The organism is Xanthomonas sp. DAR 34887 (assembly GCF_041245805.1).
Lineage (GTDB): Bacteria > Pseudomonadota > Gammaproteobacteria > Xanthomonadales > Xanthomonadaceae > Xanthomonas_A > Xanthomonas_A tesorieronis.
The window spans coordinates 5,252,965-5,266,059 of the sequence record NZ_CP162490.1 but is presented as its reverse complement, the minus strand read 5'-3'; the positions used below and the strand labels follow the sequence as shown (position 1 = coordinate 5,266,059).

The following is a 13,095-nucleotide window of genomic DNA, read 5'->3' as shown; positions in this document are numbered from 1 at the left end:
GACCAACCAAGCATCTGACCAACGCGCCCCCTGTAGGAGCGGCTTCAGCCGCGACCGCCTCACCGACCAAACCCCCGCCCGCGTAAGACTCCTGTGGGAGGGACTTCAGTCCCGACAGCCTTACCGACCAAGCTTCAGATCGAAATCCCCCTCCTGGACCGCCCGTGACCCAACCACGCCTCACCGCCGCCACGCTCCCCAGCCTGCCGCCGACCATCGCCCGCCCCAGCTACGCCCTGGACCGCGTGCGCATCGGCATCGTCCACCTCGGCGCCGGCGCCTTCCACCGCGCCCACCAGGCGGTCTACATCGACGACCTGCTCGCAACCGAACCGGACTGGGCGATCAGCGCCGTCTCCCTGCACAGCCCGCAGGTGCGCGACGCCCTGCGCCCGCAAGACGGCCTCTACACCCTGGCCCTGCTCGACGAACACCCGCAACTGCGCATCATCGGCGCCATCCGCGAAGTGCTGTGCGCGCAGGACGAACAGCCCGCCGTCCTCGCCCGCCTGGCCGACCCGGCGGTGCGCCTGGTCACCCTCACCGTCACCGAGAAAGGTTACTGCCTGTCCGGCGAACAGCTGGACTTCGCGCACCCGGACATCGTCCACGACCTCGCCGCCCCGCGTGCTCCGCGCAGCGCCATCGGCTACCTCGTCGCCGGCCTGCGCGAACGCCTGCGCCTGGGCCTGGCGCCGTACACCATGCTCAGCTGCGACAACCTGCCCGACAACGGCGGCAAGCTGCGCCGCGCCGTGCTGCAGTTCGCGCACACCATCGACCCGGCCCTGGCCGCCTGGATCGAAACCGAAGCCGCGTTCCCGCGCTCGATGGTCGACAGCATCACCCCGGCCAGCGACGATGCCCTGCGCGACCACGTCGCCGCGCAACTCGGTTGCCACGACGCCTGGCCGATCCAGCGCGAGCGCTACAGCCAATGGGTGATCGAAGACAACTTCTGCAACGGCCGGCCCGCCTTCGAGCGCGCCGGCGTCACCCTCAGCGATGACATCGCCGGCTTCGATCGCGCCAAGCTGCGCCTGCTCAACGGTCCGCACTCGGCACTGGCCTACCTCGGCTCCTTGCTCGACCTGGACACCGTCGCCGACGCCATGCGCCACCCACACCTGGCCGCCTTCGTCGAGACCCTGATGCGCGAGGACATCGCGCCCACCCTGCACCCGCTGCCCGGCTTCGACCCGCAGCACTACACCGGCGCCATCCTCGCCCGCTTCCGCAACCCGGCCATCGCCCACCGGCTGGCGCAGATCGCCTGGGACGGCTCGCAAAAAATCCCGGTGCGCCTGCTCGGCACCATCGCCGACGCCCTGGCCGCAGGCCGCCGCATCGACCGCCTGTGCCTGCCCGTCGCGGCGTGGATGCAGTTCGTGCGCAGGCAGGCGCGCGCTGGCGTGGCGCTGGTGGATCCGATGGCCGAGGCACTGAGCGCGATCGGACGCAGCGCGCGGGGCGAATCCGGCCACGATGTCGGGGCGTTCCTCGCACTGGACGCGGTGTTCGCGCCGCTGTCAGGCGACCTACGTTTCGTGCAGGCGCTGAAAGACGCCTACGCCAGCCTGGGCGATACCGGCGCGGAGGATGCGCAGCACGCGCTAGTCGCCGCGATCGCCCACCGATCGCACCAGCGATAGCGTCCGGCGCGCCCAGGGACAGCGCCGCCACGTCGTCTTGGTGCCGGTCGCATCCAGCCAGGCAGTCACTGTCTTTGCCGTAGCGCGCATGACACACGCCATTTCATTTCCCGCATCCGTGCAGCGGCATCACCCTATCCGCATCGACAGCTCCACTTCCTCGGCGAACGGAACGGACAGATAGCCCGACGCGGGAGAACGCACCTGCGCCAGATATTCGGGGCTGTAGTCCGCATTGTCGGCAACGATCAACGCACCGGGTCGCAGGCGCGTTTCAAGCAGTGCCAGCACCTGCGGGTACAGCGCCTTGGCGCCGTCGAGCAGCAGCAGGTCGATGCTGTCGGGCAGGTCGTCGCGCAGCGTCTGCAGGGCGTCGCCTCCGCGGATCTCCACCAGGTCGTCGAGCCCGCCGGCACGCAGGTTGTCGCGCGCGCGCAGCACCTTGGACGGCTCGAACTCGCTGCCGATCAGCTTGCCGCCGCCGTTGTCGCGCAAGGCCGCGGCCAGGTGCAGGGTGGAGATGCCGAACGAGGTGCCGAACTCCACGATCGTGCGTGCGCGGCAGCTGCGCGCCAGCATGTACAGCAATGCGCCAGTCTCGCGCGAAACCGGCAGCGCAAGCTCCTTCAGCCGCCCGTAGAACGCCTGGTATTCGGTCTTGCTGTGCATCAGGCGCTCCTGCTCCTGGCGGGAGAGCCCGGCCAGCGCGGCCGCCATCGCCGGCGAGGTTGCAACGGCTTCTTCGAACAAACGCTCCAGCAACGGTGCGAGCGGCGCCGTGGTCAACGTGGTCATGCAGGTCATCCGATGTCGTATGCCCGGAATTGGACGTTGCTAGAATGCGACGGATCCGTCAGGTTCGCTATTCGCATTGGCAGGCACCCATGGCAACACGCCAGAAACCGAAGATTTCCCAGCGGAAACAGCCAAAACAGGCGCGCTCGAACGCGCTGGTCGACGTCATCCTGGAAGCGGCAGCTCAGGTTTTGGCGAAGGAGGGAATGCAGCGCTTCACCACCGCACGGGTGGCCGAACGCGCAGGGGTCAGCGTCGGCTCGCTGTACCAGTACTTTCCGAACAAGGCGGCGATCCTGTTCCGACTGCAGAGCGACGAATGGCGGCAGACCAGCGACCTGCTGCGCGGCATCCTCGAAGACGCGCAGCGTCCACCGTTGGAACGGCTGCGCCTGCTGGTGCACGCCTTCATCCGCTCCGAATGCGAGGAGGCGGCGATGCGTACCGCACTCGCCGCCGCCGCCCCTCTGTACCGCGATACGCCCGAGGCCCAGCAGGCGCGCGCCTCCGGCAAGCGCGCGTTGCGGCGCTTCATGCGCGAGGCCTTGCCCGACGCATCGACCGCCACCCGTGCCGTGGCCGGCGATCTGATCAAGACCACGCTCGGCGCCGCGGGCAAGTCGTTCTCGGAAACGCCCCGTAGCGCCGCACAGATTCGCGCCTATGCCGATGCCATGGCGGACATGTTCTCCGCCTACCTGCACCGCTTGGCGTCGCGTCCCGCGCCTTGATTCGACAGACAACGTCGCCGGCTACGATCGCGCCAAGCTGTGCCTGCTCAACGGCCCGCACTCGGCGCTGGGTCGGCATAGATCCGCCGTAGTCATTCACCTGCAAAGACGAATGATCACAGTGATGTTTTGTGCGAACTGGCCGGCTTCCGGCCAGATTCATTCCGGGTCGATAGTGACGCCGTAGACCTCATAAAAGGGGGCGGTTGGAGGCTCTGGATACCGACGGCCCACCATCTGCGTGGTGAAGCAGCGCAGCGCGGGAACGCTCGGATTGACCAGATACTCGGTTACCTTACCGAGGCGGTCGATGGTTGCGACGGCCTTGAAGCTGCTGATGCCGGCAGCTCTCGCCTCGGGCGCGCAGGCCTGATACACCTGAGTCCAGAACGTGTTGTGCGCCACAAGCATCTCCCTTTCCCACAGCATGCCGCGGAAGGTCGATGTTTGTCGGTCGCTTTCATCCTTCAATCGATCCCAACGATCGGTGGGCGCCGCCGCCGAGCAATCGGCGCTGCCCATGAGAACCACGAGCACGAATGGAATCGCCAGCAGCGGCCGCATGGTTCTCCCTTGAGGTGGATATGATCTTGAGGTTTGAGCGTATCAGTGTAAGGCTGCGGCGAGGCATCCCACACATCCGAAGAGCAGCGGAAGCTCAACTAACACTCATGGAACGAAATCGGATCACTCCAACCTGGCCCAATGCACTGCGCTGGTTTCTTGCGCAGGAGCTGACCAGCTTCACGCCCTGGCACTTCATCGCCGAAGCGTCGGAACTCGCGTTCGCGTCACGTGCATTCGCTCGCGAGGATGTGAGTGGCGGCGAGGTCTTCACCTTCGCCAGGCGCCAGGACCGCGAAGACTTCGCCGGCTTGCTGGTGGTCGATGGCCGCATCACTGAATCGGTCGTTTATTTTCATCCCGTGTTCGCCGACAGCGCCAAGCCATCGCCGCGCACCTGGAACATCGTCGTCGCCAGCTTCGAAGACGTGTTCGCGTTCGTCGCTGGACAGGTGATCGCGGATATGAAGGAATGGGCGCTTGTGGAGGATGCTGCGGAACTATGACCAAGACCCGGCTCCGTTCCCCGGTGTTACCGTAGTTCCGAGTGCCAGTAGGCTTCCAACTCAGGACATCCAATGTTCAAGAACCTCATCCCGAAGATCTTCTACGACCGCCTGCAGGACGGCCTCGACTTCTTCGTCGATGGCCTGGGCTTTGCCGTCCAGTACCAGGACGGCACCATGGCGGTGGTCGCACGCGACGGCGCCAAGGCCTATCTGGTCGAAAACCCCGAGTGGGCGGCGAAGGACCGTCCGGAGCTCAGCGTCGACACCGACGATGTCGATGCGATCTTCGCGGAAATGTCCGCACGCGTGCCGCACCTGCTGCACCCGAATTGCAACACGGTCGCGCTCAGGCCCTGGGGGTCGCGCGAGTTCGCGATGCTGGACAAGACCACGGTGTGCGTGAATTTTCGCGAGTGGCCTGCCGACTAGCCCGGCCACCACGATGTCCTCGGCAGAACCCGCGGCTGGAGATGGTGTATCGGCAACTCGGCAAGATGGAGGGTGCGCAGCTGCAGGCGCTGCGCGAGCAGGCCGGGTGGGTGCGGGCGCGGCTGGAGACGTTGTAGCGGTTCGGCGACCTGGCGTGCGGCGTAGGCGCAACAGCGCTTCACGTGGTGGGTCTGCGTTTGATCGCTAGCTCTTTCTATACAAGGCGCGCCTTAAACGGATATTTACTCTGCGCCCATTTCTGTGGAGGCCGCTTCCTGATTCGATATGATGCACAGCCCCATCGGGACATGACATGACGCTTCGCGCTTGCTCCCTCGCCATGCTGGCCTTGTCGGTGCTCGCGCCGGGCGCCTACGTGGCGATCTTTTCCTGGCGCTTCAACCAGTGGGCCGAGACGCAGGACGGCGGCGTGTGCGGCATGCCGTTGCTTGGGGCATGGGGCCTCGGGTTGTTGGCCATGTGTGTGCTGTCCGTGGTTGCGCTCGGGCTTGGCCTTGTGTCCTTCGCCCGTCTGCCCGCACCTAGGCCGCGCCGCCGCCTCGCGGAACTGCTGCTGTTGGCCCTGCCGCTGCTGGTGGCGTCATCCATGGTGGCTGCCGTCGTCCTGTGGAACTGATTCATCCGGGCGGAGGCGTCGCCGCCGCTCGATCCGAGTGAGGTACATGCAGGATGGTCATGTCTTGGGTTCTGGTCTGCGCCGTGATGGGCGGTATCGCTGGCGGGGCGGGGGTACTGGTGATTGCGTTGTTGCTTCCGCGCAAGGCGTGCCCACAGTGCAAGGCGCTCTTGCCGAGGTTTCGCATGCCAAGCAACGCCCGAGAGGCGATGCTGGGCGGATGGCGATGCCCTGCATGCGGCGCGAACGTCGCGCGCGACGGCTCGATCTTGCGCGGCGGTACCAATGACGCGGGCAACTGACGATACCCACGGCGCGGCGGGGAATGTCCGCATCCATGCGCGCCATAGGTCTTGCCGGCACAGAAGAACGCAGAGCAGTGGCATGCCGGTACCGGCCGCGTCCTCAACGTTGGGGGGCAGGGAAGAAGCGCACGCAGGAAAGTTGCACTGTCTCGCATCCATGCACCCATACAAAGTAAGCGCTTCGGTGGCCGGGGATTTGCGCTGATCGTCAGCGCTTGCGATGAGATACGCTTTAAGCGGATATTTACGCTGGCCCCTAGGTGGAGATTTCATACATGAAGAAGACGCTAGCAGCACTGCTGATCGTAGGCCTCGCTTACAGTGGGCCAATGCTCGCCGAATCGCCCAAGTCTCCCTTGCTCGGCAAATGGGTGCTCGATGTCGAAAGCGTACAGGCCGCGCCTGAGATGCGGCCGAAAAGTGTCACCATGACGTACAGCGAGGCAGGCGGCGGCAAGTGGCGGACGAATGTCGACGTCGTTGGTCGCGAAGGAAACGAAATCCATGCCACCGCGACCTATCCGCTCAATGGAACCGCTGCCCCGAGCGAGGGATATCCGACGGTCGATACAACGGCTGTGGCGCTGCCGACGCCGAACGTCATGGTCGCAGCGTTCTACCTGAAGGGAATGCCGCGCACGACACGCACCTACACTGTCGCCGCGGACGGCAAGACGATGCTCGAAACCGTCGTCTGGCTGAACATCAACGGCAAGCCGGAGATAACGACGAACCGTTTCAATCGTGTCGAGTAGCCGGGCTCGGCTTGAATGAATTGCTAAGGCTCACCAGCCGATTTGCGCCAGAAGCGCTTTTCAATCTTCCTGACATTTTGTGCCTTTGCAAGCGTGGGCAAGTACTCGCCTAGCTGAAATAGTTCCCGGTCCGCCAAGTCACCAAAGAACGGCTTTACCCTGACCAGGTTTCCGTAGTGCTTGGCCAGTTTGGCGGGAGTGTCATCCACCATCAGCACCTGTTCGAGCCGATAACCCCGGCGCTTTACTTTGCCGAGATTCTTTGTCCACTCATAGTCTTGATGCTCTGGATCAAAGCGCATCGTGCAGCGCTCGCGGGACCATATGAATTTGAGGTCGGCGTCGGGTGGGAAGATGGCCGCGACAACCGGCGCCGCGTAAAGACGAGTGGAAGACGTCCAAACCGCCAAGTCGAAGTGCGAACTTACCGTGGACAGAAACGCGTCAAGTCCCGGTCGCCGGTACACAGCGTACGGTCCGACCTCAAAGTCGGGATCACGATCCAGGCATACCTCGGTTGCGTGGATGAGTGTCTCGTCGAGATCTAGGACCAAGAGTGTCATGAAATGCTGGGTATGGGCCCTGACGCCTGAACTAAGCCGCGGAGCGGCGTCGGCTTGACGAAGTGTTAGATGGTCAGCCGGAACCGTGATTCGTCCTGCGGCCAGCCACCCGCGTATGTGTACGACTCCAAGAAGTTAATGTAGCCGTCTTCGACCCACAAGATCGGCCCAGCACGGTCCCGCAGCGTGGGGCGCTCCGCATGACCTGGTCATGTCCTCGATCTTCCAGTGCACACGCCTTGCGGTGGTGTGGAGGGTCTACTGCAAGGTCAACGTAGGAACGAATGTGGAGTGCGCCCGGTAGTGGCGGGTTATTTGTCGTGTTCGGGAGATTTGCAGGGTGGTGCGCCTCCGTCAGGCGCGCTGGGCATTGCCGGTAAGGCGGGTCGCGGCTGAAGCCGCTCCTACAGGGAGCAGGGAGCAGCGGTCAGCGATGCATCCGGATGCCGGAGCGGCTTCGTGGCACCGCCGCCTGCACCGCGATCACGGCGCACGAATGAAATCCACAAACGCACGCAGCGGCGCAGGCAGGTGGCGGCGACCGGGGTAGTACAGGAACGGCCCGCTGAAGCTCTGCCACCACGGTTCCAGCACCGGCTCCAGGGCGCCGCTGTCCAGGTGCGGGCGTAGCCAGTCTTCGAACAGGTGGATCACACCCAGGCCGCCCAAGGCGGCGTCGATGGCCAGGTCTACCGCGCCGCCCAGGCGCACCAGCAACGGGCCGGTCGGCTCGACCAGCACGACCTCGCCGTCGCGTTCGAATTCCCAGGCCGGGATGGCGCCGCTGGCGAACTGGCCGCGCAGGCAGGCGTGCGCGAGCAGGTCGCGCGGGTGCTGCGGGCGGCCGCGCGCGGCGAGGTAATCGGGCGCGGCGGCAGTGGCGAAGCGCTGCACGCGCGGGCCGATCGGCACGGCGATCATGTCCTGCTCCAGGCGCTCGTCGTAGCGGATGCCGGCGTCGCAGCCGGCAGCCAGAATATCGACGAAGCTGTCTTCCACGACCACCTCCAGTCGGATCTCCGGATAGGCCTTCAGGAACGGGGTGACGATGGCCGGCAGCACCAGCCGCGCGGCGGCGCCCGGCACGTTGAGGCGCAGGGTGCCGCTGGGGCGGTCGCGGAAGCCGTTGACCACGTCCAGCGCGGCCTCCACCTCGCCAAGGGCGGGAACCAGACGTTCGGCCAGGCGCGCGCCGGCCTCGGTCGGCAGCACGCTGCGGGTGGTGCGGTTGAACAGGCGCACGCCGAGCCGGGTTTCCAGGCGCCGCACCGCCTCGCTCAGGCTGGAGGCGGAGCTGCCGCTGAGGCGCGCGCCTTCGCGGAAGCCGCCGCCGCGCAGTACCGCCAGGAAGGCGAAGAGGTCCTGCAGGTCGGTGGTCATTGTTCGAGATCCCGCACAGCCCGTGCCGATTCGACCGGATTATCGCGCATCGGTGCGCCGCCTACAGTGCAGGCCTCACCCGGGCTTTGGCCCACCCCTTCTGGAGACCCGTCATGAGCAAGCTTTCGACCGTTGGCACTTTTTCCCTCGGCGACCGCACGGTCACGCGCATCGGCTACGGCGCGATGCAACTGGCCGGGCCGGGCGTGTTCGGGCCGCCCAAGGACCGCGACGCAGCGCTGGCGGTGTTGCGCGAGGCGGTGGCGTCGGGCGTGGACCACATCGACACCAGCGACTTCTACGGGCCGCACATCACCAACCAGTTGATCCGCGAGGCGCTGCATCCGTACCCGCAGCACCTGACCATCGTCACCAAGGTCGGCGCGCTGCGCGGCGGCGACGCGTCCTGGCTGCCCGCGCAGAGCCCCGCCGAGCTGACCCAGGCGGTGCACGACAACCTGCGCAACCTTGGTCTGGACGTGCTGGACGTGGTCAATCTGCGGGTGATGGGCGATGTGCATGCGCCCAGCGAGGGCCCGATCGAGGAGCAGTTCAGCGCGCTGGCGGAACTGCAGCAACGGGGGCTGATCCGGCATCTGGGCATCAGCAATGCCACCGCCACGCAGGTCGCGCAGGCGCGGCGCATCGCGCCGGTGGTGTGCGTGCAGAACCACTACAACCTTGCGCACCGCACCGACGATGCGTTGATCGATGCGCTTGGCCGCGACGGCATCGCCTATGTGCCGTTCTTCCCGCTGGGCGGCTTCACGCCGCTGCAGTCGGACTCGCTGTCGACCATTGCCCAGGACCTCGGCGCGACGCCGCTGCAGGTGGCGCTGGCCTGGCTGCTGGCGCGTGCGCCGAACATCCTGCTGATCCCGGGCACTTCGTCTGTCGCGCATCTGCGGGAGAACCTGGTGGCGGCCGAGTTGTCGTTGCCGGCGGAGGTGCTGGCTGCGTTGAATCGGATTGGGCAAGAAGGCGGCTGAGATGCTCGACTCACAGCGGCGTGTGTTTCGCAGAGATGCCGCCGCTCGCTAGTTACAGCGAGTAGACGTTCTAATGCTCTCTGTAGGAGCGGCTTCAGCCGCGACGGATGCAGCGGCAGGCATCGCGGCGCTGACATCATCTGATTGGACGGCGTTCCACTGCGGATGCCTGCCAGGCAAGGGGGCATGTGCCTAGCCTTGTAAATCCTCGGTCGGACGTACCCTCATCCGGCGCTGCGCGCCACCTTCTCCCGATGGGAGAAGGGAAGGGCGGCGTCTGGCAGTTGTTTTATGGTCCCCACAGCACCTGCTTGCAGCGAACACTTCCGCCGCTACGGCGCAAACCCCAGCCCCGTCGCGTTCACCCGCACCCGCGCCAGGATCTTGTGCGAGGTCATGTACAGGGTGCGGCCGTCGTCGCCGAAGGCGCAGTTGGAGACCGGGCCGCCGGTTTCGATGCGGCCCAGGCGGCGGCCGTCGGGCGCGAACACCAGCACGCCGCCGGGGCCGGTGGCGAACAGGCGGCCGTCGCTGGCCACGGCCATGCCGTCCGGCAGGCCGGGGTTGGCGTCGCCGACGATGTCGGAGGCGTCGGCGAACAGGCGCTTGCCGGTGACCGCGCCGCGCGCGTCGAGTGTGTAGGCGTTCCAGATCGGCCGTGCCGGGTCGGAGTTGGCCACGTACAGCGTGCGCTCGTCGGGCGACAGGGCGATGCCGTTGGGCAGGCTCAGGCTGTCGTCCAGCAGGTGCACGCTGCCGTCGGTGTCCAGCCGGTAGACGCCGTTGTAGCGCAGTTCCTTGACCGGGGATGTGTCGCCGTCCTTCAGACCGTATGGCGGGTCGGTGAAGAACACCACGCCGTCGCTGCGCCGCACCAGGTCGTTGGGGCTGTTGAGGCGGCGGCCGTCGTAGGCGCTGGCCAGGACGGTCTTGCGCCGCGTGGCCGGATCCAGGCGGGCGATCGCGCGGGTGCCGGAGTCGGCGAGCAGCACGTTGCCGGACGGTTCGGCGTGCAGGCCGTTGGCGCCGGCTTCGCGCAAGACGTCCAGCGGCGGGCCGGCATAGCCGGAGGGCTTGAGGAACACCGACAGGCCGTCGCGCTCGGACCAGCGGTACATGGTGTTCTCGGGCACGTCGTTGAACAGCAGGTAGCCGCCGCCGCGGACCCAGGTCGGGCCTTCGGCCCAGGTGAAGCCCTCGGCGATGCGCTCGATGCGCGCGTCCGCCGCCACCGTCTCGCCGAACGCGGGATCGAATGCGGTGACGTGGCCGATCACGGGGAAGCGCGGCGCGGGTAGCTGGCGCTTCGCACAGCAGGCGAGCAAGGCCAGCACGGCGACGGCGAGCAGGACGCGGGTCGGAAATCGCATCGGAGCATTCCTGGGTGGTGTGGGGCGATGATGCCATCTGCCGGGGGCATGCTCTTCACCTCTGCACGCCCGCACGGTTGCGTATGCTCGCGGCGGCCGCGACGCCGCGCGTACCGGCTGCAGCGCACCGGCGCGATGGCTACAATCGCCGCCAACATGCCTGGCCGCGGACATACGCAACGGGCGTCCAAAGGAGAGGCGCATCATGGACTCTGTTTCCCCCAGCGGCATTCGCCCGGCGCCGCCGCGCGCCGGCCGTCGGCTTGTGCGGCGTGGCACCGTACTGCTCGCGACCGTGGTGCTGGCCGCCTGCGCCGGTGCGCACTCCCAACCCTCATCGATTCCCACTACAAAGGAGCGGGCCATGTCGGAGATGACGCCAGAGCAACTGGCACAAGGCGTAGTGCGGCTGATCCTGGCGATCGGCGGCAAGCGGGACCTGACCCCGGCGCAGGTCGCCGCGCATGCGGGCCTGCAGGTGGATGCCGGCGACACCGCGCAGGAGTTCAGCGCGTCCGGTCCGGTGGCCGGCGGCGGGCGCTATTCGCTTGAGTCGGTCGCCGATGCCGATGGACAACCGCCGTCCAGGCTGGATTTCGCGTTCGCGCCGACATCGGCTGCGCCGGCGCACTGCACGCAGTCGCTTGGCGCGTACAAACAGGCGCTGTCCGAGGCCGGTTTCGCCGCGCAGTGGATCGCGCCGCCGCGCCTGGGCAGCCCCGGCCGCTGGCATTTCGAGCGCGGCGCCGTGGTGGTGTATGCGTTCGTCGGCAACGACGCCGGTGCGGACGACGCGCAAGCCTGCGTGTCGAAGCTGCAGATCCTGGCCACCGCATAAGGAGATGGGTGATGGCGACCGACGATGACCTGAAGAAGATGGTGGACACGTTCGAAGCGGCGCACGCCAAGGAAGGCAAGGCGCTGCGGCAGATGCTGGACAACACCCCCGAGCTCAAGGCGCGGGTGGAGCAGGCGATCGAGCAGAAGCAACTGTCCGGGTTCGGGGCGCATCCGCACGATGGCGCCGGCGCGTACCGGCCGGGCACCGGCGAGATCCTGCTGCCGATGGACGTGCTGCGCACCGCCAGGATGGACGCGCCGCGCGACGATTCGGCCAATACCGCGCGCATCATCCTCGGCCACGAGATCGGGCATGCGATCAACAAGGCGGCGATCGACACGTCCGATGCCGCGTTCAAGGACAAGATCGACGCGATCGCCAAGTCGCCCTCGCCGCACGACTACACCGCGGCATTGAAGGCGCACGGCGCCGAGGAGCGCACGCGCGAGTCCAAGGACGAGATCGCCGGCATCAACACGCTGGCCGACTACGTCAAGCACAACAATCCGAAGGCGACGCTGAAGGACCTGTACAACGCCAGCACGGAGATGGCCAATTACATCGACAAGGACGGCGTGGGCGCCAAGGCGACCTACAAGGCCAAGGACGGGCTGACCTTCGGCAACGACCTGAAGATCGATGCGAACGCGCCGAAGAACGTGGAGGCGATGGGCAAGCTGTTCTACGACGCGCGCGGCTATCCTCAGAACTACGGCGCGCGCGATCTGGGCATGGTCGCCGAGGCCGAGGACGCCGCGCAGCTGCGCGATCCCAAGCGCGCGCCGCCGGAAGTGCGCGCCGACCTGAAGGCGCTGGGTATCGACCAGAGCAAGGTGCCGCCGGAATGGATACCGAACGGCTTCCGCGATGGTCCCGCGCCGGCTGCGGAGCCGCGCGCGCTGCCGCCTGCGCCGCGCGCCGGCGAGCCTGCCGGCGCCGACCGCGCCCTGAGCGACAAGGTGCGCAGTGGCGTGGCCCAGGCCGAGCAGGCGATCGGCAAGGGCTGGGACGACAACAGCGAACGCCTGACCGCCAGCCTGACCCTGCTGGCCAGGCAGAGCGGCTTCAGCGAGCGCGACCAGCTGTCGGTGGGCTTCAACCGCCCCACCGGGGCGCACCAGGGCGGCGAGCTGGCGTTCGTGTACCGCGAAGGCGCCAGCGCTTCGCCCGATCCCTACGCCAACCGCGCGCACATGAGCACCAGCGAGGCGATTGCGCGGCCGGCGCAGGAAACCTACCAGCAGCTGCAGGAGCAGAGCACACAGCAGGCGCAGACCCAGCGCACCGTGCAGGCGCAGGAGCAGGCCACGCAGGCGCAGGTGCAAACCCAGGCCACTGCGCCGCCGGTATTGACGCGCTGAGCCGCAGCCGGGGCTGCACATCGGTGCCGCGTCGTCCATCGCAGCGCGACGCCTGGCAGGGGCCCTCGCCGTGGCGCGGCTCCTGCGGTTGTCTCATCCGCGACGCCAACGGCGCCGTGTCGCCGACCGTTCTTTCCCCCGCGGCCATGGCCAGAAGGCGTCGGCCGTCTGCGCCGCGGGCGGCACGCATAGCCCGCTAGTCACCCTGACTTAA

Annotated in this window: 15 protein-coding genes; 10 read left to right on the top strand and 5 right to left on the bottom strand. The window is 66.9% G+C overall.

What is annotated here, in order from left to right; genetic code table 11:
- Nucleotides 1-164: 164 nt before the first annotated feature.
- Entirely contained in the window at nucleotides 165-1,652 is a 1,488-nt protein-coding gene (locus AB3X08_RS22275; protein WP_369935257.1) for a mannitol dehydrogenase family protein, read from the top strand.
- Between the two features lie 129 nt (nucleotides 1,653-1,781).
- Here AB3X08_RS22275 and AB3X08_RS22270 read toward each other — a convergent pair whose 3' ends face one another.
- On the bottom strand, nucleotides 1,782-2,447 hold the full coding sequence (locus tag AB3X08_RS22270; protein ID WP_369935255.1) for an O-methyltransferase: 666 nt from the start codon (nucleotides 2,445-2,447) through the stop codon (nucleotides 1,782-1,784).
- Nucleotides 2,448-2,536: 89 nt separating this feature from the next.
- Here AB3X08_RS22270 and AB3X08_RS22265 point away from each other — a divergent pair, with 89 nt between their 5' ends.
- The gene (locus tag AB3X08_RS22265; protein WP_369935253.1) at nucleotides 2,537-3,178 is read left to right on the top strand and encodes a TetR family transcriptional regulator; all 642 of its coding nucleotides are present in this window, start codon (nucleotides 2,537-2,539) and stop codon (nucleotides 3,176-3,178) included.
- Nucleotides 3,179-3,337: 159 nt separating this feature from the next.
- On the opposite strand, the gene AB3X08_RS22260 is transcribed toward AB3X08_RS22265, so the two are convergent.
- On the bottom strand, nucleotides 3,338-3,742 hold the full coding sequence (locus AB3X08_RS22260; protein WP_369935251.1) for a hypothetical protein: 405 nt from the start codon (nucleotides 3,740-3,742) through the stop codon (nucleotides 3,338-3,340).
- Nucleotides 3,743-3,849: 107 nt separating this feature from the next.
- On the opposite strand from AB3X08_RS22260, the gene AB3X08_RS22255 reads away from it, so the two are divergent.
- The 5 genes from AB3X08_RS22255 to AB3X08_RS22235 all read left to right on the top strand — a co-directional run bounded on the left by AB3X08_RS22255 (nucleotide 3,850) and on the right by AB3X08_RS22235 (nucleotide 6,377).
- The gene (locus AB3X08_RS22255; protein ID WP_369935249.1) at nucleotides 3,850-4,248 is read left to right on the top strand and encodes a hypothetical protein; all 399 of its coding nucleotides are present in this window, start codon (nucleotides 3,850-3,852) and stop codon (nucleotides 4,246-4,248) included.
- Between the two features lie 72 nt (nucleotides 4,249-4,320).
- The gene (locus tag AB3X08_RS22250) at nucleotides 4,321-4,680 is read left to right on the top strand and encodes a hypothetical protein (protein WP_369935248.1); all 360 of its coding nucleotides are present in this window, start codon (nucleotides 4,321-4,323) and stop codon (nucleotides 4,678-4,680) included.
- A gap of 313 nt (nucleotides 4,681-4,993) precedes the next feature.
- Nucleotides 4,994-5,317, top strand: coding sequence for a hypothetical protein (locus AB3X08_RS22245; protein WP_369935247.1), 324 nt, complete (start codon nucleotides 4,994-4,996; stop codon nucleotides 5,315-5,317).
- Between the two features lie 59 nt (nucleotides 5,318-5,376).
- On the top strand, nucleotides 5,377-5,619 hold the full coding sequence (locus tag AB3X08_RS22240) for a hypothetical protein (RefSeq protein WP_369935246.1): 243 nt from the start codon (nucleotides 5,377-5,379) through the stop codon (nucleotides 5,617-5,619).
- Nucleotides 5,620-5,897: 278 nt separating this feature from the next.
- On the top strand, nucleotides 5,898-6,377 hold the full coding sequence (locus AB3X08_RS22235; RefSeq protein WP_369935245.1) for a hypothetical protein: 480 nt from the start codon (nucleotides 5,898-5,900) through the stop codon (nucleotides 6,375-6,377).
- A 23-nt stretch (nucleotides 6,378-6,400) separates the two neighbouring features.
- Here the strand turns inward: AB3X08_RS22235 and AB3X08_RS22230 are convergent, their stop codons facing one another.
- Nucleotides 6,401-6,940 carry an NIF family HAD-type phosphatase gene (locus AB3X08_RS22230; RefSeq protein WP_369935244.1) on the bottom strand — a complete coding sequence of 180 codons (540 nt, stop codon included), beginning with the start codon at nucleotides 6,938-6,940 and terminating at the stop codon, nucleotides 6,401-6,403.
- Nucleotides 6,941-7,423: 483 nt separating this feature from the next.
- Complete coding sequence (locus tag AB3X08_RS22225) at nucleotides 7,424-8,320, bottom strand: LysR family transcriptional regulator (protein ID WP_369935243.1); 897 nt, start codon at nucleotides 8,318-8,320, stop codon at nucleotides 7,424-7,426.
- A 113-nt stretch (nucleotides 8,321-8,433) separates the two neighbouring features.
- Here AB3X08_RS22225 and AB3X08_RS22220 point away from each other — a divergent pair, with 113 nt between their 5' ends.
- Nucleotides 8,434-9,309, top strand: a complete 876-nt coding sequence (locus AB3X08_RS22220; protein ID WP_369935241.1) for an aldo/keto reductase family oxidoreductase — start codon at nucleotides 8,434-8,436, stop codon at nucleotides 9,307-9,309.
- Nucleotides 9,310-9,641: 332 nt separating this feature from the next.
- Here the strand turns inward: AB3X08_RS22220 and AB3X08_RS22215 are convergent, their stop codons facing one another.
- A complete protein-coding gene (locus AB3X08_RS22215) occupies nucleotides 9,642-10,679 on the bottom strand; it encodes an SMP-30/gluconolactonase/LRE family protein (RefSeq protein ID WP_369935240.1) in 1,038 nt (345 codons plus the stop codon).
- 205 nt (nucleotides 10,680-10,884) lie between these two features.
- Between AB3X08_RS22215 and AB3X08_RS22210 the strand changes: the two genes are divergently transcribed.
- Both AB3X08_RS22210 and AB3X08_RS22205 read left to right on the top strand, forming a co-directional pair.
- On the top strand, nucleotides 10,885-11,517 hold the full coding sequence (locus tag AB3X08_RS22210; protein ID WP_369935238.1) for a hypothetical protein: 633 nt from the start codon (nucleotides 10,885-10,887) through the stop codon (nucleotides 11,515-11,517).
- A gap of 11 nt (nucleotides 11,518-11,528) precedes the next feature.
- Nucleotides 11,529-12,881, top strand: coding sequence for an XVIPCD domain-containing protein (locus tag AB3X08_RS22205; protein WP_369935236.1), 1,353 nt, complete (start codon nucleotides 11,529-11,531; stop codon nucleotides 12,879-12,881).
- Nucleotides 12,882-13,095: the final 214 nt, after the last annotated feature.

Bases quoted from the DNA above. Each gene is read 5' to 3' on its own strand.
- AB3X08_RS22265 (WP_369935253.1), top strand. From the start codon at position 2,537: ATGGCAACACGCCAGAAACCGAAGATTTCCCAGCGGAAACAGCCAAAA.
- AB3X08_RS22205 (WP_369935236.1), top strand. From the start codon at position 11,529: ATGGCGACCGACGATGACCTGAAGAAGATGGTGGACACGTTCGAAGCG.
- AB3X08_RS22220 (WP_369935241.1), top strand. From the start codon at position 8,434: ATGAGCAAGCTTTCGACCGTTGGCACTTTTTCCCTCGGCGACCGCACG.
- AB3X08_RS22260 (WP_369935251.1), bottom strand. From the start codon at position 3,742: ATGCGGCCGCTGCTGGCGATTCCATTCGTGCTCGTGGTTCTCATGGGC.
- AB3X08_RS22230 (WP_369935244.1), bottom strand. From the start codon at position 6,940: ATGACACTCTTGGTCCTAGATCTCGACGAGACACTCATCCACGCAACC.
- AB3X08_RS22270 (WP_369935255.1), bottom strand. From the start codon at position 2,447: ATGACCACGTTGACCACGGCGCCGCTCGCACCGTTGCTGGAGCGTTTG.
- AB3X08_RS22245 (WP_369935247.1), top strand. From the start codon at position 4,994: ATGACGCTTCGCGCTTGCTCCCTCGCCATGCTGGCCTTGTCGGTGCTC.
- AB3X08_RS22250 (WP_369935248.1), top strand. From the start codon at position 4,321: ATGTTCAAGAACCTCATCCCGAAGATCTTCTACGACCGCCTGCAGGAC.
- AB3X08_RS22240 (WP_369935246.1), top strand. From the start codon at position 5,377: ATGTCTTGGGTTCTGGTCTGCGCCGTGATGGGCGGTATCGCTGGCGGG.
- AB3X08_RS22225 (WP_369935243.1), bottom strand. From the start codon at position 8,320: ATGACCACCGACCTGCAGGACCTCTTCGCCTTCCTGGCGGTACTGCGC.
- AB3X08_RS22210 (WP_369935238.1), top strand. From the start codon at position 10,885: ATGGACTCTGTTTCCCCCAGCGGCATTCGCCCGGCGCCGCCGCGCGCC.
- AB3X08_RS22215 (WP_369935240.1), bottom strand. From the start codon at position 10,679: ATGCGATTTCCGACCCGCGTCCTGCTCGCCGTCGCCGTGCTGGCCTTG.
- AB3X08_RS22255 (WP_369935249.1), top strand. From the start codon at position 3,850: ATGGAACGAAATCGGATCACTCCAACCTGGCCCAATGCACTGCGCTGG.
- AB3X08_RS22235 (WP_369935245.1), top strand. From the start codon at position 5,898: ATGAAGAAGACGCTAGCAGCACTGCTGATCGTAGGCCTCGCTTACAGT.